Source organism: Streptomyces sp. NPDC047061 (genome assembly GCF_040643955.1).
Classification (GTDB): Bacteria; Actinomycetota; Actinomycetes; order Streptomycetales; family Streptomycetaceae; genus Streptomyces.
The window spans coordinates 19,541-38,721 of the sequence record NZ_JBEYVI010000056.1; the positions used below are offsets into that span (position 1 = coordinate 19,541).

The following is a 19,181-nucleotide window of genomic DNA, read 5'->3' on the forward strand; positions in this document are numbered from 1 at the left end:
AGGAAGACAATGGGAACCATGGCACGCGGCAAGCTTCGGATCTATCTCGGTGCGGCACCGGGCGTCGGCAAGACCTACGCCATGCTCTCCGAGGCGCACCGGCGGGTGGAGCGGGGCACCGACTGCGTGGTCGCCTTCGTCGAGCACCACGACCGGCCGCGCACCGAGGTGATGCTGCACGGCCTGGAGCAGATCCGGCGCAAGGAGCTCGAGTACCGGGGCGCCCTGTTCACGGAGATGGACGTGGACGCCGTACTGCGCCGGGCCCCCGCCGTCGCCCTGGTGGACGAACTCGCCCACACCAACATCCCCGGCTCCCGCAACGCCAAGCGCTGGCAGGACGTCGAGGAACTGCTCGCCGCCGGCATCGACGTGATCTCGACCGTCAACATCCAGCACCTGGAGTCGCTCGGCGACGTCGTCGAGTCCATCACGGGGGTGCGCCAGCGCGAGACGGTGCCCGACGAGGTGGTACGGCGCGCGGACCAGATCGAGCTGGTCGACATGTCGCCCCAGGCGCTGCGCCGGCGCATGGCGCACGGCAACATCTACCAGTCGGACAAGGTCGACGCGGCCCTGTCCAACTACTTCCGGCCGGGCAACCTCACCGCCCTGCGCGAGCTGGCGCTGCTGTGGGTGGCCGACCGGGTCGACGAGTACCTGAAGCAGTACCGCAGTGAGCACCAGGTGTCGGCGATCTGGGGCTCACGGGAGCGGATCGTCGTCGGGCTCACCGGCGGTCCCGAGGGGCGGACGCTGATCCGGCGGGCCGCGCGGCTGGCGGAGAAGGGCGCCGGTGGCGAGGTGCTCGCGGTCTACATCTCCCGCAGCGACGGCCTGACCTCGGCCTCCCCGAAGGAACTCGCCGTCCAGCGCACCCTGGTCGAGGACCTCGGCGGCACCTTCCACCACGTCGTCGGCGAGGACATCCCCGCGGCCCTGCTCGACTTCGCCCGCGGTGTGAACGCCACCCAGATCGTGCTCGGCTCCTCGCGCCGCAGGGCCTGGCAGTACGTCCTCGGACCCGGCGTCGGCGCCACCGTCGCCCGCGAGTCGGGCCCCGACCTGGACGTGCACATCGTCACCCACGGCGAGGCCGGCAAGGGCCGCGGACTGCCGGTGGCCCGGGGCGCGCGGCTCGGGCGGGGCCGGATCATCGCGGGCTGGCTGGTCGGACTGGCCGGCCCGGCCGTCATGGCGGTGCTGCTGAACACCGTCGACCTCGGCCTCGCCAACGACATGCTGCTCTTCCTGACCCTCACGGTCGCGGCAGCGCTGCTCGGCGGGCTCTTCCCGGCGCTGGCCTCGGCGGCCTTCGGATCGCTGCTGCTGAACTACTTCTACACCCCGCCCCTGCACCGGCTGACCATCGCCGACCCGAAGAACATCGTGGCCATCGTGATCTTCTTCGGGGTCGCGCTGTCCGTCGCCTCGGTGGTGGACCTCGCGGCCCGCCGCACCCACCAGGCGGCCCGGCTGCGCGCCGAGTCGGAGATCCTCTCCTTCCTGGCCGGCAACGTGCTGCGCGGCGAGACCAGCCTGGAGGAGCTGCTCGAACGGGTCCGGGAGACCTTCGGCATGGAGTCCGCCGCCCTCCTGGAGCGGGCAGGCGACGTCGAGCCCTGGAGCTGCGCGGGCCGCGCCGGCTTCGGGCCCGCTCTGGAGCGGCCCGAGGACGCCGACGTCGACATGCCGATAGGCGACCACATGGCCCTCGCGCTGACCGGCCGGGTGCTGCCCGCCGAGGACCGCCGGGTGCTCGCCGCCTTCGCCGCGCAGGCGGTCGTCGTCCTGGACCGCAGACGCCTCCAGGAGGAGGCCGAGCAGGCCCGCGCGCTCGCCGAGGGCAACCGGATCCGCACCGCGCTGCTGGCCGCCGTCAGCCACGATCTGCGCACCCCGCTGGCCGGGATCAAGGCGGCGGTCACGTCGCTGCGCTCGGACGACGTGGACTGGTCCGAGGAGGACCGGGCGGAGCTCCTCGAAGGCATCGAGGAGGGTGCCGACCGCCTTGACCACCTCGTCGGCAACCTCCTCGACATGTCCCGGCTGCAGACGGGCACCGTCACCCCGATCGTCCACGAGACCGACCTCGACGAGGTGGTCCCGATGGCGCTGGTCGGGGTACCGGACGGCAGCGTGGACCTGGACGTCCCCGAGACCCTGCCGATGGTCGAGGCCGACGCCGGGCTCCTGGAGCGGTCGGTGGCCAACCTGGTCGAGAACGCCGTCAAGTACAGCCCGCCCGACCGGCCCGTGCTGGTCTCCGCCAGCGCCATCGCGGACCGGGTGGAGGTACGGATCGTGGACCGCGGGCCCGGCGTGCCCGACGAGGCCAAGGAACGCATATTCGAGCCCTTCCAGCGCTACGGTGACGCTCCGCGCGGCGCCGGGGTCGGACTCGGGCTCGCGGTCGCCCGGGGCTTCGCGGAGGCGATGGGCGGCACCCTGAACGCCGAGGACACGCCCGGCGGCGGGCTCACCATGGTCCTCAGCCTCCGCGCGGCAGGATCGGTCACCGAAGCGGCGCGAGCCGTGGCGGAACCCTTGGCAGAACCGGAAAGGACGCCCTCATGACCCGTGTGCTCGTGGTCGACGACGAGCCGCAGATCGTGCGCGCCCTCGTGATCAACCTCAAGGCGCGCAAGTACGAGGTCGACGCGGCCCCCGACGGCCGTACCGCCCTCGAACTGGCCGCCTCCCGCCACCCCGACGTGATCGTCCTCGACCTCGGCCTGCCCGACCTGGACGGCGTCGAGGTGATCAGGGGGCTGCGCGGCTGGACCCGGGTGCCGATCCTGGTCCTCTCCGCCCGCCACTCCTCCGACGAGAAGGTCGAGGCGCTCGACGCGGGCGCCGACGACTACGTCACCAAGCCCTTCGGCATGGACGAGCTGCTGGCCCGGCTGCGGGCCGCCGTACGCCGCGCCGAGCCCGTCGCCGGGGGCGGCGAGGACGACGTCCTGGTGGAGACCGAGGGCTTCACCGTCGACCTGGCCGCCAAGAAGGTCAACCGGGCCGGCCGGGACGTCCGGCTCACCCCGACCGAGTGGCACCTCCTGGAGGTGCTGGTGCGCAACACCGGGCGGCTGGTCAGCCAGAAGCAGCTGCTGCAGGAGGTGTGGGGGCCGTCGTACGGGACGGAGACCAACTACCTGCGCGTGTACATGGCACAGCTGCGCCGGAAGCTGGAGGCGGACCCGTCGCACCCGAAGCACTTCATCACGGAGCCGGGAATGGGGTACCGGTTCGAGAAGTGATCCGGTTCGGGCGGCGAGCCGGTCCGAGAAGTGAGGCAGGTCGCGAAGTGAGCTGGACTACGGCGGTGTCGGTGTGCCCCGGTACGCTTCAGACATGAGTGCTGTTCCTCGTTCCGAAAAGCCGGCCGGCCGGTTCCGGCGCATGCTCGACCGGCTCTCCTCGTCGCAGGAGGACCTGGAGTCGGAGGAGCTGCGCGAGGACGCCGACACCACGGGCTGCATCCGGATCGGCGACTGCCACGACCGGCAGATCGTCACCGTTACTGGTACCTTGCGCACGGTCACCCTGCGGCCGCGCGCCGGAGTCCCGGCCCTGGAGGCCGAGCTGTTCGACGGCTCCGCGGCACTGGACGTGGTATGGCTCGGCAGGCGTTCCATCGTGGGCATAGAACCGGGGCGCAGGCTGATCGCATCGGGCCGGATCTCGCTGAGCCGGGGCCGCCGGGTGCTGTTCAACCCCAAGTACGAACTGAGACCCCTCGGTAGGGAGTAGCCGGTGACGTCGCTCGACAAGCCGACCGAAGACACGCAGGCGGAGGACGCCCGGGCGCAGGATGCGCGGGCGGTGACCGAGGCCGCGCTCTTCGAGGCGTTCGGCGGTGTCCGGGGCATGGTCGAGACGGTCCTGCCCGGCCTGCTCTTCGTCACGATCTTCACCATCAACAAGGACCTGCACTGGTCGGCGATCGCCGCCCTCGCGGTCTCGGTGGTGCTGGTCGTGGTCCGCCTCGCCATGCGGGACACCGTCAAGCACGCCTTCAGCGGGGTCTTCGGCGTCGTCTTCGGTGTCGTCTTCGCGATGATGACCGGCAATGCCAAGGACTTCTACCTCCCCGGCATGCTCTACACGCTGGGCCTGGCGCTGGCGTACATCATCACGACCCTGTGCGGGGTCCCGTTGATCGGCCTGATCCTCGGCCCGGTCTTCAAGGAGAACCTCTCCTGGCGCACCCGCAACCCCGGCCGCAAGAAGGCGTACGCCAAGGCAAGCTGGGCCTGGGGCCTGATCCTGCTCGCCAAGTGCGCGATCCTCTTCCCGCTCTACTGGTGGGCGAACACCGCCCAACTCGGCTGGGTGCTCGTCGCGTTGAAGATCCCGCCGTTCCTGCTCGCGGTCTGGCTCACCTGGGTCTTCCTGGCCAAGGCGCCGGCGCCGATCGACGTGTTCGCGGAGATGGAGGCGGCGGAGAAGGCCGAGGAGGAGGCCGAGGAGGCGCGCAAGGCGGCGCAGGCCGCGGAGAGCGGTGAGGCGGCCTCGGGCGGACGCCACCGCAAGTAGGCAGATACGGCCGATACGAGAGAAGGGGCGCCCTCCCCGCGGAGGGCGCCCCTTCTTCGTTGTCCTGCCTGCCGTCAGCTGTCTTCCCGCCGCACCGACAACAGGTCCTCCAGCTGCTCCTCGCGGGCCTGGGCCGCCACGAAGAGGAGCTCGTCGCCCGCTTCCAGGGAGTCCTCCTTGGACGGGGTGAGGACCCGGGTGCCGCGGATGATCGTGACCAGGGAGGTGTCCTCGGGCCACTCCACGTCGCCGACCTGGGTGCCGGCCAGGGCCGACTCCTCGGGCAGCGTCAGCTCCACCAGGTTCGCGTCGCCGTGGCTGAAGCGCAGCAGCCGGACCAGGTCGCCGACCGACACCGCCTCCTCCACCAGGGCCGACATCAGGCGCGGCGTCGAGACGGCGACGTCCACGCCCCAGGACTCGTTGAACAGCCACTCGTTCTTGGGGTTGTTGACCCGGGCGACGACGCGCGGAACGCCGTACTCCGTCTTCGCGAGCAGCGAGACGACCAGGTTCACCTTGTCGTCGCCGGTCGCGGCGATCACGACGTTGCAGCGCTGCAGCGCCGCCTCGTCCAGGGAGGTGATCTCACAGGCGTCGGCCAGCAGCCACTCCGCCTGCGGCACCCGCTCGACCGAGATGGCGGTCGGGGCCTTGTCGATCAGCAGGACCTCGTGGCCGTTCTCCAGCAGCTCGCCCGCGATCGAGCGGCCGACGGCACCGGCCCCGGCAATGGCGACCCTCATCAGTGACCGCCCTCCTCTTCCGGACCCCCGGCGAAGGCGGCCTCGACCTTGTCGACGTCGTCCGTCCGCATCATCACGTGCACCAGGTCGCCCTCCTGCAGGACCGTCTGCGAGGTGGGCAGCATCGCCTCGCCGAGCCGGGTCAGGAACGCGACCCGGACCCCGGTCTCCTCCTGGAGCTTGCTGATCTTGTGGCCGACCCACTTCGGGGAGGCGTGCACCTCGGCGAGCTGGACCCCGCCGGTGGGGTCGCGCCACAGCGGCTCGGCACCCGAGGGCAGCAGCCGGCGCAGCATCTGGTCGGCGGTCCAGCGGACGGTGGCGACGGTCGGGATGCCCAGGCGCTGGTAGACCTCGGCGCGCCGGGGGTCGTAGATCCGGGCCGCGACGTTCTCCACCCCGAACATCTCGCGGGCGACGCGCGCGGAGATGATGTTCGAGTTGTCGCCGCTGGAGACGGCGGCGAAGGCGCCGGCCTCCTCGATGCCCGCCTCGCGCAGGGTGTCCTGGTCGAAGCCGACTCCGGTGACCCGGCGGCCCCCGAATCCGGGGCCCAGCCTGCGGAAGGCGGTGGGGTCCTGGTCGATCACGGCGACCGTGTGCCCCTGTTGCTCCAGGGTCTGGGCGAGAGCGGAACCCACTCTGCCGCAGCCCATGATGACGATGTGCACGACCGTCCTTCCGGTGTCCAAAAGTTACTGCTCAGCCCCATCAGGGTCTCAGACCGAGGCCCAAGCTACACACGCACCGTCCCGGCCGGGCACCCCTCTGCCGTGCTCATCGCCGAGTGATGCTGCGCACGCTCCAAGCGGTGAGGATTCCGAGGCCGACGAGGGCGACCGTGGCACCGATCAGCTCTGCGGTCGCGGGCATAGGACCTCCGAAGTGCGAAGACAGGCGGGGTCTGCCATCTAGGCACGGATCGGGCGAAGGCTGCGGAATCCGCAGTTCCAGCAGTCACCTTTTTCACTCTGGAGGCAGATCATGTACTGCGGCTGGAGGACTGCCAGGTCGAAGGCCTACGATCCTCTCTCGTGTCCAAACTGACCGACGTGCCCAAACGGATCCTGATCGGGCGCGCTCTGCGCAGTGACCGGCTGGGCGAAACGCTCCTGCCGAAGCGCATCGCACTCCCCGTCTTCGCCTCCGACCCGCTGTCCTCCGTCGCCTACGCGCCGGGGGAGGTCCTGCTGGTCCTGTCCATCGCGGGCGTGTCGGCGTACCACTTCAGCCCCTGGATCGCCGTCGCGGTCGTCGTGCTGATGTTCACGGTGGTCGCCTCCTACCGGCAGAACGTCCACGCCTACCCGAGCGGCGGCGGCGACTACGAGGTCGCCACCACCAACCTCGGCCCCAAGGCCGGCCTCACCGTCGCCAGCGCCCTGCTCGTCGACTACGTCCTGACCGTCGCCGTCTCCATCGCCTCCGGCATCGAGAACCTCGGCTCCGCGATCCCCTTCGTCGTCGAGCACAAGGTGCTCTGCGCGGTCACCGTGATCGTGCTGCTGACGCTGATGAACCTGCGCGGCGTGAAGGAGTCCGGCAAGCTCTTCGCGATCCCGACGTACGTGTTCGTCGGCGGCGTCTTCATCATGATCGCGTGGGGTGCGTTCCGGGGGCTGGTCCTCGGGGACACGATGCGCGCCCCGACCGCGGACTACCACATCAAGGCCGAGCACCAGGGCCTGGCGGGCTTCGCCCTGGTCTTCCTCCTCCTGCGGGCCTTCTCCTCCGGCTGTGCGGCGCTCACCGGTGTCGAGGCGATCTCCAACGGCGTCCCGGCCTTCCGCAAGCCCAAGTCGAAGAACGCGGCGACCACGCTGGCCGCGATGGGCCTGCTGGCCGTCACCATGTTCTGCGGCATCATCGCGCTCGCCGCGGTCACCAAGGTCCGCATGGCCGAGAACCCGGCCACCGACCTGATCCACAACGGCGTCGCGCTGGGCTCCGGCTATGTCCAGAACCCGGTGATCTCCCAGGTCGCCGAGGCCGTCTTCGGCAAGGGCAGCTTCCTGTTCGTCGTGCTCGCCGCGGCCACCGCCCTGGTCCTCTTCCTGGCGGCGAACACGGCGTACAACGGCTTCCCGCTCCTCGGCTCGATCCTCGCCCAGGACCGCTACCTGCCGCGCCAGCTGCACACCCGCGGCGACCGCCTCGCCTTCTCCAACGGCATCGTGCTGCTCGCCGGCGCCGCCGCCCTCCTGACGGTCATCTACGGCGCCGACTCGACCCGCCTGATCCAGCTCTACATCGTCGGCGTGTTCGTGTCCTTCACGCTCAGCCAGACCGGCATGGTCCGGCACTGGAACCGCCACCTGGCCACCGAGCAGGACCCGGCCAAGCGCAGCCACATGATCCGCTCCCGCGCGATCAACGCGTTCGGCGCCTTCTTCACCGGCCTGGTGCTGGTCGTCGTCCTGGTCACGAAGTTCACCCACGGCGCCTGGGTGGCGCTGCTCGGCATGTGCATCTTCTACGCCACGATGACCGCGATCCGTAAGCACTACGACCGCGTCTCCGAGGAGATCTCGGCCCCCGAGGAGCCCGACGACGACCTCGTCCGCCCCTCCCGGGTCCACTCGGTCGTGCTGATCTCCAAGATCCATCGCCCCACCCTGCGCGCCCTGGCCTACGCCAAGCTCATGCGCTCGGACACCCTGGAGGCGCTCACCGTCAACGTCGACCCGGCCGAGACGAAGGCGCTGCGCGAGGAGTGGGAGCGGCGCGGGATAGACGTACCGCTGAAGGTCCTGGACTCGCCGTACCGCGAGATCACCCGGCCGATCATCGAGTACGTGAAGGGCCTGCGCGCCCAGTCCCCGCGGGACGCGGTCTCCGTGATCATCCCGGAGTACGTCGTCGGCCACTGGTACGAGCACATCCTGCACAACCAGAGCGCGCTGCGGCTCAAGGGCCGGCTGCTGTTCACGCCCGGCGTGATGGTGACCTCCGTGCCCTACCAGCTGGAGTCCTCCGAGGTGGCCAGGAACCGGGCCCGCAAGCGGCAGGAGTGGAACGCACCGGGCGCGGTGCGGCGCGGTCCGGCGGAGCACCGGCCCAAGGAGCACAGCGGGGGCTGAGGGGGCGGGGAGCGCGGGCGCACGGACGGGGAGGGCGTCGGTCTCGCTCCCTCTGGACGGGCACGGCCGGCACCGGCGACCACGTAGACTGGTGGGCTGTCGTCGGCCCTCGTCCGGGCCGTTTCCCTCCCCCTTGATCTGGAGTCACCCCGCCATGCAGGCAGAACCGAAGAAATCGCTGGTGGGGACGGAGTACGAGGTCGAGGTCGGCCCGGTCGCGCACGGCGGGCACTGCATCGCCAGGACCGCCGAGGGCCAGGTGCTGTTCGTCCGGCACGCGCTGCCCGGTGAGCGGGTCGTGGCCCGGGTGACCGAGGGCGAGGAGGGGGCCCGCTTCCTGCGCGCGGACGCGGTGGACATCCTGGACGCGTCCAAGGACCGCCTGCCGGCCCCCTGCCCCTACGCCGGCCCCGGCCGCTGCGGCGGCTGCGACTGGCAGCACGCGAAGCCGGGAGCCCAGCGCCGGCTGAAGGGCGAGGTGATCGCCGAGCAGCTCCAGCGGCTCGCGGGCCTCACTCCCGAGGAGGCCGGCTGGGACGGCACGGTGGTGCCGGCGGAGGGCGACAAGCTCCCGGCGGGCGAGGTGCCGCAGTGGCGCACGCGCGTGCAGTACGCCGTCGACGCCGACGGCAACGCGGGACTGCGCCGGCACCGCTCGCACGAGGTGGAGCCGATCGAGCACTGCATGATCGCGGCGCCGGGCGTCAGCGAGCTGGGCATCGAGGAGCGCGACTGGTCGGGCATGGCGGCGGTGGAGGCGATCGCCGCGACCGGCTCCCAGGACCGCATGGTCATCCTGGAGCCGCGCCCCGGCGCCCGCCTCCCCCTCGTCGAACTCGACAGGCCCGTCTCGGTGATGCGGGTCGACGAGCACGACGGCGGCATCCACCGCGTCCACGGCCGCGCCTTCGTCCGCGAACGCGCCGACGGCCGTACCCACCGGGTCGGCAGCGGAGGCTTCTGGCAGGTCCACCCGAAGGCGGCGGACACCCTGGTCACCGCCGTCATGCAGGGCCTCCTCCCGCGCAAGGGCGAGATGGCGCTCGACCTGTACTGCGGCGTCGGCCTCTTCGCCGGCGCCCTCGCCGACCGCCTCGGCGAGAAGGGCGCGGTCCTCGGCATCGAGTCCGGCAAGCGCGCGGTGGAGGACGCCCGCCACAACCTCGCCGACTTCCCCCGGGTCCGCGTCGAGCAGGGCAAGGTCGAGTCGGTGCTCCCGCGCACGGGCATCACGGAGGTCGACCTCATCGTCCTCGACCCGCCCCGCGCGGGCGCCGGCCGCAACACGGTCGCCCACCTGGCGTCGCTGGGCGCCCGCCGCATCGCCTACGTGGCCTGCGACCCGGCGGCCCTGGCCAGGGACCTGGCGTACTTCCGGGACGGGGGGTACCGGGTGCGGTCACTGCGGGCGTTCGATCTGTTTCCGATGACGCATCACGTTGAGTGTGTCGCGATCCTTGAGCCTGCGGCAAAGGGCTCCTGACCTGCAGGTTCGGGTGGTGTGCGTTATGTGCGCTGTGGGCGTTACGGGCGATATCTTGACGCATGCGGCGTATGTTTGACGCACGTTTGACGCACGTTCTGATGGGATGTCAGGCGACCGTTCTTCCAGGTGACGGGCGGTCAGTTGCTTCCTGTGGGAAGCCCTTCTTTACTGTCTCTTGGTGAGGGTGCGGCTCAGTAGAAGCGGGGTCCGTGCGGGCTCCAGCCGTGGAGGAACGGCTCCAGGTCTGCTGGTCTGGGCTTAGTGCTCCAGTTGCAGTTCGCTATCACTGCTGGTCAGAGCCGTGTTTCTGAGTGTACTCGGCTGACGTCACGTCAGGTTGTGGAAGCTCGTGACCTCGGATGCGGCGGGGGTAGTGGCACCGTCTGGCGATGGCCTGGTGACGCCTGCGCCGGCGCGACCAGTTCAGTGCGTGGCCGGTGCGCCGCAGGTGTGTCACCGGGGGACGGCCAGCTGCCAGGAGCCGTCGGATTTCTGCCACGGTGAGCGGCGCGAGAGCGCCGGAACCGTTTCTGCCGCCCCTTTTTCGGCTGCCGCTGAGGCGATGGCGGCGAGGAAGGCGTGGGCGAGCATGGCCAGTGTGATGTGCCGGTACCAGCCCGGATAACGGCGGACCTCGTACTGGTCGAGGCCGCACTCGTTCTTCGCGGCCTGGAAGGCTTCCTCGATCGCCCAGCGGCTCCCGGCGACGCGCACGAGTTCGGCGACAGCGGTGCCGTTGGGCGCGTAGGCCGGGTAGTAGGCGATCTCGTCCGGCCGGGCCAGGCTTCGGCGAGCCAGGACCCAGCGCTGGTGGGTGGGCTGATCGCCGTCGAAGTCCTCGATGGCGGGCAGCCTCGCCGCGGCCCACTCGTAGATGCGCGGGCCTTTGGCGCCGTTGCCGCAGGAGTGGCGCTCCCAGGCATCGTCGGGCGCCTGGGCGATGGCGAAGTCGATGCGGCCCAGGGCATGGACGTGCTGGGACTTCGGCACGGCCGGGACGTAGCCGACGCCGGCCTCTTCCAGCATGCGGCGCAGCCGCCATTCCTGGCCGTAGGCGGAGTCCGCGGTCACCAGTACTGCAACGGTGCTTGTGGTGGCTGGTGGCCCGGTCAGTATCGCCGAGCCCACGCCAGTCAAGTGCTGACGCAGATGGGTGAGTTCGGGTGCCCCTCCTGTATCGGTGCCGGTACCGATACGAGAGGGGGGGCTCTTCGAGTTTGTGACCCCGGCCCGGCCCCGGGACGGTGAACGGGTGCGGTGACCGTCATGGCGAAAGGGCGAGGGAAGCAAGATGCCCGGGAGGCCCTCCCTTGGGTTTTGCATGAGGGCGCACGGTCGGGATGGGCGAGTGGCTACCGAGGGCCCGGGCAGCGCTATGGTCGCGCTCGGGAGAAGGGGCTTGGTCTCGCGGCGGCAGGACATCTGAGGGCCGTCCTGTCGGAGGTGCTGCTGAACCGCATGGCGTCGAACGCGCTCCTGGTGAAACCCGCCCTGCTCCCGGGTGGCGGCGGGCCTGTTCTCAACAGCGCTACCGTGAGGGGGAGTTGACGCGCAATGGCGTGCCGGGCTAGACGACACAGCCGAGCGTGCGGTCGGGGCGTTTCGATCACGCCACGGCCGGGCTGTGCGACGCTGTCCGTGTTGACTGCATGACCGTGTTGTCGCGTTTGCCGGACCGGCTTCCACGACTGCCTCACTGCCCGCACGGATGCGCTGGTCGAGCTGACCGGCGCGGTTCCGTGTGCCGGAGGCTGGCAGGGGCACCAGTCGGCCTCGCGTGGCACCCGGGCACCGCGAGCCGCGGCGATTCTGCGGCAGGTCTGAACCGCGGCCGGTGGGCGTGGCCCGGCTCCGGCGGCTGGCCTGTCCTGCTGTCCTGGCCGTTGACGTCGTCCGGAGGCTGTGACCCGACGCCGGTGCTGTGTCTGACCGCTACCTGGCGCTGACGCCGAAGGCGCGGATGAACGTGCGCACGCCGGCTTCGACGACGCGATGCAGCCGGTCCTCGGCGACGTTCCGTGGATCGAGTTGGTCGTCTTCGACGAGCAGGAGCGTCAGCGCGCCGAACTGGAACGCGGCCGTGCGGGTGTCTTCGATGTCCAGTAGCCCTGCGGCTACGAAGCGGTCGAACCGCGCGGCCAGCACGCGGGCGACCGGTTCGGCTGAGACTTCGTCCGCAGGAGCGCCGGACTGCCAGCGACGCTGGTTGACCAGTGTCAGGAAGCCGCCGTAACCCTGCGAGCCCATCATCATTGCCGACAGGTCGGAGGCGAGATGGACGAGGGCCTGCTCCAACTGGCCCAGGGTGCGGATGTCCGCCTCATCGATCCGCAGGCGTAGGGCCTCGTCGCTCGCCGCGAGCATCGCCTCCGACACGTCGGCCAGGATTGCCTCGAATAGCAGCCTCTTGCTGCCGAAATGGCTGTAGAGCGTCGCCTTGGAGACCTGAGCTCCGGCCGCGACCGCGTCCATGCTGACGTGGTCCACCCCCCGGTTCACGAACAACTCACGCGCCGAGGTAAGGATCGCGGCGCGTTTCTGGGCTGCCCGTAGATCCCGGCCGTTTGGCGGCGCGGGCTGTGTCAGGGGTGTGGTCGGCATGACATGCAGGGTACCCGCCGCGCCTCCGATCGGGTACTGAACGGTTCAGTATTGCAATTGGGTACTGAACGGTTTAGTTTAGTTAGGGGGTCTGCTCGGGGGCTCGCAACGGTCTGTGCGCTGGGTGTCCACCCCTCCTCTGCTCACACTCGAAGGGAGGCGTCCGTGAAGAGGCGTCTGATGGACCGGCTGTTCGTGCTGGTTCGTGTCGCCAACGTTGAACTGCTAGGGCCACGGCTGCGGAAAGTGACGCTCACCGGACCGGCTCTGGCCGGAGCCGACTGGACGCCCGGTCAGCATGTGCGTGTGCAGGTGGCTCCATCCCCGGCCGCGCTCGATTGGCTCGTGGGCACGCCGCGGACCTGCTCCGTATGGGAGTGTCGCGGCGAAAGCCTGGAGCTGATCGTGTTCGATCACGGTCAGCGGCCCGGCGCTCGCTGGGCGTGTGAGACCAGGCCGGGCGACGAGCTGATACTGCTGGGCCCGACCGGCACCTTCACCACACGGGACGCTCCTTTTCATCTTTTTGCCGGGGAGGAGACCGCCCAGGTCGCCTTCGGACCGATGATGCGTGCCCTGCCAGCAGGCGTGCAGGTTTTCGCCCGTCTAGAGACCCAAACTCCGAGCGAGCGGCTGGCGCCCGCCGCGGATGTCGGCGCCCGCCCGCACTGGGACATCGACTGGGTCTACCGCGAGGGGCGCTCCGCCGCGTCCTCGCAGTCGGTCGTCGACGCGGTGGCCGCCCCTCCGCTGCCGGAGGAGCCCGGCGTGGCGTATCTGGCGGGCGAAGCCCGCACGATCCAGCTCATCCGGCGTCATCTGGTCGAGGAACGCGGCTGGTCACGGCGCCAGGTGCGTACCAAGCCGTTCTGGGCGCCGGGCCGCAAGGGCCTCGACTGAACTCGCCTCCGGCAACCCGCACCGCCCGCGGAGCACATCGCTGCGCCAGACGTGCATGAGGGCGGGACCAGAGCACGCCGCTGTCTTGCCCGTGAGAGGAAGCGCCCATGCATAAGCCCAGGTCCGCGTCGCCCGTAAGCAGGCTTACTACGGTAGACGAGGTCGAGGAGATCGTCGGACGTCCGGCGTCGGCGGTCATGCTCAAGCAGGTCACCGAGCTCGACGTGGGATGTCGCAGCATCCTGGCCCACAGCCCGCTGGCCGCGTTCGGCTACCGCGACGCCGCCGGTACCGCGCGGACGACGTTCGTGGGCGGCACGCCAGGCTTCGCCCACGTCCACTCACCCACCCGGCTCTCCTTTGCGCACACCGGGTCGGCCCTGGTGCCCGGAGGAGTCTCGCTGTTCTTCCTGCTGCCAGGGGTGGGGGAGATCCTCCGTGTCAACGGCGCCGCGGCCGCCAGGGGCCGCCGCGTCCACGTCGATATCGAGCAGGCGTACGTCCACTGCGCCCAGGCCGTTCTTCGCTCGGGGCTGTGGCAGCCGCCAGCCACCGAAGCCGCGCCCGGGCCTGTCGTGGCCGGGGATGCAGGCCCCCTGGGCGGGCCTGGGATCGCCGACTTTCTGAACGCCGCACCGTTCCTTGCTCTGTCCACGTGGGACACCTCGGGCGGCAGCGACACCAGCCCGCGCGGCGAACGCTCGGCGGTGGTGCGGATCATCGACGGACACACGCTCGCCCTCGCCGACCGCAAGGGGAACAAGCGCGCCGACACCCTGCACAATCTGCTTCAGGACGATCGCTTGTCCCTGGCGGCCCTCGTGCCGGGGCGCGACGCGGTGCTGCACGCACACGGTCGCGCCTCGATCACCGACGACCCTGAGCTGCTGCAGACGATGGCGCTGCGCGGCGTGCCTCCGCACCTGGCCGTGGTCGTCGATGTCGAGGACGCCGTGATCACCGGCAACGACGCTCTGGCCCGCGCGGCCCTGTGGGCTCCCGGGACACGGTATGACCGTGCGGTGATGCCGGACATGATGGCCGTGGCCGGAGCGCATCTGGCTTCCGGGGCGGCAGCCGCCGACGGCGGTCCCCCCGCCTTCCTGCTTCGCGCAGTCCAGGCGATCCCCGGCATCAGCCGTCTGCTGCGGCGGGCCGCCGACCGCGGCTACCGCAGCTCCCTGGCCAAGGAAGGCTACGAAGGTCTTGAGCCCGCTCCCGCCGCAGGGCGCCGCAGTTTGCTGCGCAGGCGCCGCCCCCTGACCGCGACCGCTGCGCCGCAGCTGCTGCGCGCTGTACGAGTCGCCGAGGTGCGCCATGAGACCGCGGACGCGCTCACCCTTGTGCTGGAAGACGTCAAGACGCCCCAGCGCCCGTTCGACTTCAAGCCCGGGCAGTACTTCACGCTCGTCGCCGACATCGACGGCGCGCCCTACCGGCGCGCCTACTCCGCCACCTCCATCCCGGGGGAGTGCCGATTGCACCTGATGGTCAAGCGCGTCGACGAGGGCCGGTTCTCCACCCACGTCCACCGGCAGGTGCGCGTGGGTGACCAGCTCGCCGTACGGGGCCCCTCGGGCACCTTCCACGCCGTCAGCCCGCCGTCCGAGCGGACGGTGTTGATAGCAGCGGGCAGTGGCATGACCCCCATGATGAGCATGATCCGCACCCAGCTGTCCGCCGAAACCAGCGGTTCCATCGCGCTGCTCTACAGCAGCCGCACTCGCCAGGACGTCATCTTCGGCGACGAGCTGGACCGGATGGCCGCCGCCCGTCCCGACCGCCTCGGCGTCACCCACGTGCTGAGTGCCGACGAGGGCCGGCTGAACGAGGAGAAGATCCGGTCCTGGGTCAGCGCCCTGCCGCCGGGGGATGCCCACTTCTTCGTCTGCGGGCCCGAGCAGCTGATGGCCGCCGTCCAGCAGGCACTGCGGCGGCTGGAGATCCCCGACGACCGGCTGCACCAGGAGCGCTTCACTGCGGGCCAGGCACCGGGCGGCGGGGTGAAGCAGGCGCAGGAGATGACCGTCTGGGACGACGGCCGGCCGCTGGTCACCACCACGGTCGCGCCGGGCCAGACCCTGCTGGAAGCAGGCCTGGCTGCGGGCGTGGCCATGGAGCACTCCTGCACCGTCGGCAACTGCGGCGAGTGCGTGGTCCGCCTGCGCAGTGGCCAGGTCACCCAGGCCGAGCCCAACTGCCTGAATGAGCAGCAGAAAGCGGACGGGTATATCCTCGCCTGCACTAGCTGCCCGCTCTCCAAGGTGGTCCTGGACATCGCACCAGAACAGCCCGATTCCTGATGAGTTGCGTGGTGACCGCGCGGGCGGGCGGTGTTGAGCATGGGCTGGGCCTGCGCGGTGCGGGAAGCATGCTCGGCGTCGAGCACGGCGGCCAGGAACGATGTGCCTGCGTACGGGCGGGCTTCGGGCCAGGTCCGGAAGATCATGGTGACCATCGCGCGCAGATCGGCGGAGGGGACCGGCGCCCCCGCGCTCGTCGTGCTCTCGGGGCTTCCCGCAGCGAGCAAGCCCGCAAGGTGTCGTTGCACTTGGACGAGCGCGGTCATGCGCGGCCATAGTGGCCGAATCGAGTTTTCCGGCGGGGCGCTCTCCTGGGTCAGGTCGGCTCCGCAGGCATGTGCGGGATGCTCGGCGACCGACAACAACAGGTGAGACGGCGGGGCTTCGGCGTCTCACTCGACTTTGCATCTCCGCAGGTCACTCTGTCACCTGACGGCAAGATCGAATGAAACGGGACACCGGCTGCTCCGTGCGCCTGCTCTCCCTGACCGATCGTCCCTTTGATGACGAAGAGCCCTTGCCACGTCGCCGAACCGGGACGGCGGCGGGCCATTGCCCGCCGCCGGCCGTCGTGGCGTCTTCAGTCCCAGGGCTCGACCAAGTTGTTGCGATAGGCGTAGCCGACGGCCTGGGCACGGTCGGCTGCGCCGATCTTGGCGAAGATGCGGTTGATGTGCGTCTTCACCGTGGCCGGGCTGACGACGAGCCGGGCACAGATCTCCGCGTTGGACAGGCCCCGGGCGATGAGAGTGAGCACCTGGGTCTCGCGCGGGGTCAGAACGTCGGAAGGTGCGGGAGTCTGCGGCGTGTGGGCCTGTTTTCGCTGCGCGGCGGGCGGCGCGACCTCGCTGGTCTGCACGGCCGCGACCAGGCGGGCCTGTACCTCGGGATCGAGCCAGATACGGCCATCGTGGACGCTGCGGATGGCGTCCTCGATCGCGTCGTCGTCGGCGTCCTTGGTGAGATAGCCCCGCGCTCCCGCCTGCAGTGCCGGGAAGACGGAGTCGTCGTCGGCGTAGGTGGTCAGCACGAGTACCTTGCAGCCGGGTACCTGCTCACGCAGTGTCGCAGTGGCCGCGACACCGTTGAGTACCGGCATGTTCAGGTCCATCAGTACTACGTCCGGGGCCAGTTGTCCGGCGAGCAGCACCGCTTCGGCACCGTCACGGGCTGCGCCGACCACCTCGATGCCGTCCAGCATGTCGATCAGTAGGACCAGGCCCTTGCGTACGACCTGCTGATCGTCCGCGACCAGTACTTTGATCTTCTCGCCGTCAGATGCCGCCTCGCCGGGCTCCGTCACGCGGGTATCTCCATCCGTACTTCCCATCCATGCGCTGTCGGCCCCGCGTGCAGGGTGCCGCCGACCCCGGTCACGCGTTCGCGCATGCCGGTCAGCCCCAGGCCGGAGCCTTCGGTCAGTGCCGCCCGGACCGGTCCCGGCCCGGCGCGGCGGTCTTCGACGGTCAGGATGGTGGCCCTGGGCTCATAGTTGAGCGTCACCGTGGCCTGTGCGTCGCGTGCGTAGCGGACCGTATTGGTCAACGCCTCCTGCACACCGCGGTACAGGGCTTCACCAACGTCGGGCTGCAGCTCCCGGTGCGGCCCGATCACGGACAGCGTCACGTCGAGCTCCAGGTCCACCCGATAGCGTTCGACCAGTTCGGGCAGCCGCGCGAGAGAAGGCACGCGCTCGCCGCGCAGCGCCCGCACAGCCCGGCGCGCATCGGCCACACCCTCCTTGACCAGCTCACCGGCCCGGTCCAGCAGCCCCCGCAGATCCCCGCTCACCTGGTCGCGCCGGGTCATCCGCCGGGCGGTCTGTATCTGCACGGCCAGTCCGGACAGGGTATGGGCGAGCACGTCGTGCAGATCCTGGGCGATACGGGTGCGTTCGGCCAGCGCCGCCGCCTCGGTCTCCGCCTCCCGGGCGTCCTCGAGCTGGGCCAGCAGCACGGTGACGGCCACCTCGTTGATGATCGACTGCCGCACCACGATGCCCACGACGGCCAGGATGACGCCGAACAGGATTTGATGCAGGAAGTTGTCGGTACCGCCGTCCAACCCGGCGGCCGCCGCCCCGGTCAGACAGCCCATGACGACGGCCGCGAGCACAGTGGCCGCCCGTCGCTCCAGGATGAGGAAGGCCACCAGGACCACGACGGACGGTGGCAGGGTGGACATCGAGCCGGGCTGCAGGATACCCAGAGCAAACCCGAAGCCGTCCACCAGCACGCAGAACACCAGGCAGCGGGCAGGACGACCGGTGAGGGGCCACAGGTTCGACGCGACCGCGGCCATGGGCAGCAGACAGCCGACGAGCACCAGGGTGACTGCCAGGTGCCTGCCTCTGACGCCGGGGGCGGGGGAGGCGTGCAGGGACTGGACTGCGACGGCGGCCATGACTCCCCACAACACGGGCTGCATACGCCGGCCCCTGCCTTCGCGTCGCTCCCGGGCACTGGCAAGAGCCACCGCCAGCCGTGGACTGACCGGGCCCGTCGGCTGAAGTATGTCCGTCACTTCTGAAGAATAGATGCACGCTGCGCCGCTGATCGCAAAGCCCGGCCCGGGCCCGCGAACGCGGAACCGGGCCAGGGCGGATTGTGTTGCGAGCGGTGGTCTGCTGGGTGCCACGCTTCACGCCACGGCGGGGGTGACAAGGGGGGAGGTGAGCCGGTAGGCCCGGACGCGCACCACCACCAGGCGGCATACCACCTGAGTGACGGCCATCAGCAGCAGCGCGGCGGTCCAGGCGGCGGTGCCGGTGATCAGGTTGTCGCGGCTGAATTGCGCAATGCTGTGAGCGCCGCTGTGCTCGGCCCAGTACACGAAGGCCGAGCGCGCGCCCATGCCCAGCACCCACAGAAGGGCGGCCAGCCACCCGGCCTTGGAGTACGCGGCACCGTCCTCGGTCACGCTGACGCGGGTGGCCAGACCACTGGCCAGACCGAGCACTATGCCCATCGTGACGCCGAACAGGTCCAGCTGGACGTCGTGGCCCTCGGTCGGGAAGGAATGAAGGTAGTGCGCGGCCGCGGCGCTGACGGACACCAGCGGCAGCAGGAGCGTGCGGGGCGTCAGACGGCCGCCGCGCATCTGCGGAATCACCAGAAGGATCAGGGCGGCGGAGATGAGGTAGTCAGTCGTCGTCATGGGGAAGAGCTTGCCGCCCGCGGCGCCGCACGGCCTCGGCCCGCAGGTTGACTCCCGGGTTGATACCTGGCGTCAACCCACGGGTTGACGCACGAGACCGCCTGGGTTACGTCAGCCCGTGGCCGAGCAGGTAGAGCTCGCGGGCCGGGTCGTCCGCCCGTGGCACCGGCACCGGGAGCCGTCCCCGCGGCCGAACCGCCCCCGCGATCACCCGTGCGGAGTCGCGCAGTTCGGCCTCTGGACCATGAATGAGTGGTGTGCACTACGCCTCCTGGCGCGATGAGGGAATCCTCGCCCAGCTCAACTACGACCTCACCGGGCTCGCCCGCGTACGCGGAGTGGCGCGACAAGCCCGCCGCCGTCGCCAGTT

The 19,181-nt window shown here is 70.3% G+C and carries 14 protein-coding genes and 1 pseudogene; 8 read left to right on the forward strand and 7 right to left on the reverse strand.

Features of this window, described 5'->3' with window-relative positions:
• The first annotated feature begins 18 nt into the window (after window positions 1-18).
• The 4 genes from ABZ887_RS45665 to ABZ887_RS45680 all read left to right on the forward strand — a co-directional run bounded on the left by ABZ887_RS45665 (window position 19) and on the right by ABZ887_RS45680 (window position 4,539).
• A complete protein-coding gene (locus ABZ887_RS45665) occupies window positions 19-2,577 on the forward strand; it encodes a sensor histidine kinase KdpD (protein WP_361304575.1) in 2,559 nt (852 codons plus the stop codon).
• Window positions 2,574-3,260: a response regulator gene (locus ABZ887_RS45670; protein WP_361304578.1), complete on the forward strand. Its 687-nt coding sequence runs from the start codon at window positions 2,574-2,576 to the stop codon at window positions 3,258-3,260. The genes ABZ887_RS45665 and ABZ887_RS45670 overlap by 4 nt, the downstream gene beginning before the upstream one ends.
• A 94-nt stretch (window positions 3,261-3,354) precedes the next feature.
• Window positions 3,355-3,753, forward strand: a complete 399-nt coding sequence (locus ABZ887_RS45675) for an OB-fold nucleic acid binding domain-containing protein (RefSeq protein WP_089104283.1) — start codon at window positions 3,355-3,357, stop codon at window positions 3,751-3,753.
• A 3-nt stretch (window positions 3,754-3,756) separates the two neighbouring features.
• Window positions 3,757-4,539 (forward strand): DUF3159 domain-containing protein, encoded by a 783-nt coding sequence (locus ABZ887_RS45680; protein ID WP_361304582.1) that lies wholly within the window; start codon window positions 3,757-3,759, stop codon window positions 4,537-4,539.
• A gap of 74 nt (window positions 4,540-4,613) precedes the next feature.
• On the opposite strand, the gene ABZ887_RS45685 is transcribed toward ABZ887_RS45680, so the two are convergent.
• Entirely contained in the window at window positions 4,614-5,285 is a 672-nt protein-coding gene (locus ABZ887_RS45685; protein WP_351713759.1) for a TrkA family potassium uptake protein, read from the reverse strand.
• Complete coding sequence (locus ABZ887_RS45690; RefSeq protein ID WP_089104280.1) at window positions 5,285-5,956, reverse strand: TrkA family potassium uptake protein; 672 nt, start codon at window positions 5,954-5,956, stop codon at window positions 5,285-5,287. Before ABZ887_RS45690 ends, ABZ887_RS45685 begins: the two co-directional genes overlap by 1 nt.
• A 363-nt stretch (window positions 5,957-6,319) precedes the next feature.
• On the opposite strand from ABZ887_RS45690, the gene ABZ887_RS45695 reads away from it, so the two are divergent.
• Both ABZ887_RS45695 and ABZ887_RS45700 read left to right on the forward strand, forming a co-directional pair.
• Window positions 6,320-8,365, forward strand: a complete 2,046-nt coding sequence (locus tag ABZ887_RS45695; RefSeq protein WP_361304586.1) for an APC family permease — start codon at window positions 6,320-6,322, stop codon at window positions 8,363-8,365.
• 154 nt (window positions 8,366-8,519) lie between these two features.
• Window positions 8,520-9,848, forward strand: coding sequence for a TRAM domain-containing protein (locus ABZ887_RS45700; RefSeq protein WP_361304589.1), 1,329 nt, complete (start codon window positions 8,520-8,522; stop codon window positions 9,846-9,848).
• Window positions 9,849-10,304: 456 nt separating this feature from the next.
• Here the strand turns inward: ABZ887_RS45700 and ABZ887_RS45705 are convergent.
• Together ABZ887_RS45705 and ABZ887_RS45710 are read right to left on the reverse strand one after the other, a co-directional pair.
• Window positions 10,305-10,934 (reverse strand): annotated as a pseudogene (locus ABZ887_RS45705) (transposase); the annotation flags it as partial.
• 849 nt (window positions 10,935-11,783) lie between these two features.
• Window positions 11,784-12,452: a TetR/AcrR family transcriptional regulator gene (locus tag ABZ887_RS45710; RefSeq protein ID WP_361304592.1), complete on the reverse strand. Its 669-nt coding sequence runs from the start codon at window positions 12,450-12,452 to the stop codon at window positions 11,784-11,786.
• Between the two features lie 165 nt (window positions 12,453-12,617).
• Between ABZ887_RS45710 and ABZ887_RS45715 the strand changes: the two genes are divergently transcribed.
• Window positions 12,618-13,352: a siderophore-interacting protein gene (locus ABZ887_RS45715; RefSeq protein WP_361304595.1), complete on the forward strand. Its 735-nt coding sequence runs from the start codon at window positions 12,618-12,620 to the stop codon at window positions 13,350-13,352.
• A gap of 107 nt (window positions 13,353-13,459) precedes the next feature.
• Window positions 13,460-15,655 carry a 2Fe-2S iron-sulfur cluster-binding protein gene (locus ABZ887_RS45720; protein WP_361304598.1) on the forward strand — a complete coding sequence of 732 codons (2,196 nt, stop codon included), beginning with the start codon at window positions 13,460-13,462 and terminating at the stop codon, window positions 15,653-15,655.
• 580 nt (window positions 15,656-16,235) lie between these two features.
• On the opposite strand, the gene ABZ887_RS45725 is transcribed toward ABZ887_RS45720, so the two are convergent.
• From ABZ887_RS45725 to ABZ887_RS45735, 3 genes are all read right to left on the reverse strand, one after another.
• On the reverse strand, window positions 16,236-16,958 hold the full coding sequence (locus tag ABZ887_RS45725) for a response regulator transcription factor (protein ID WP_361304601.1): 723 nt from the start codon (window positions 16,956-16,958) through the stop codon (window positions 16,236-16,238).
• Entirely contained in the window at window positions 16,955-17,956 is a 1,002-nt protein-coding gene (locus tag ABZ887_RS45730; protein ID WP_361304604.1) for a histidine kinase, read from the reverse strand. The genes ABZ887_RS45725 and ABZ887_RS45730 overlap by 4 nt, the downstream gene beginning before the upstream one ends.
• Before the next feature lie 339 nt (window positions 17,957-18,295).
• Window positions 18,296-18,811 carry a hypothetical protein gene (locus tag ABZ887_RS45735; protein WP_266557461.1) on the reverse strand — a complete coding sequence of 172 codons (516 nt, stop codon included), beginning with the start codon at window positions 18,809-18,811 and terminating at the stop codon, window positions 18,296-18,298.
• Between the last annotated feature and the right edge of the window lie 370 nt (window positions 18,812-19,181).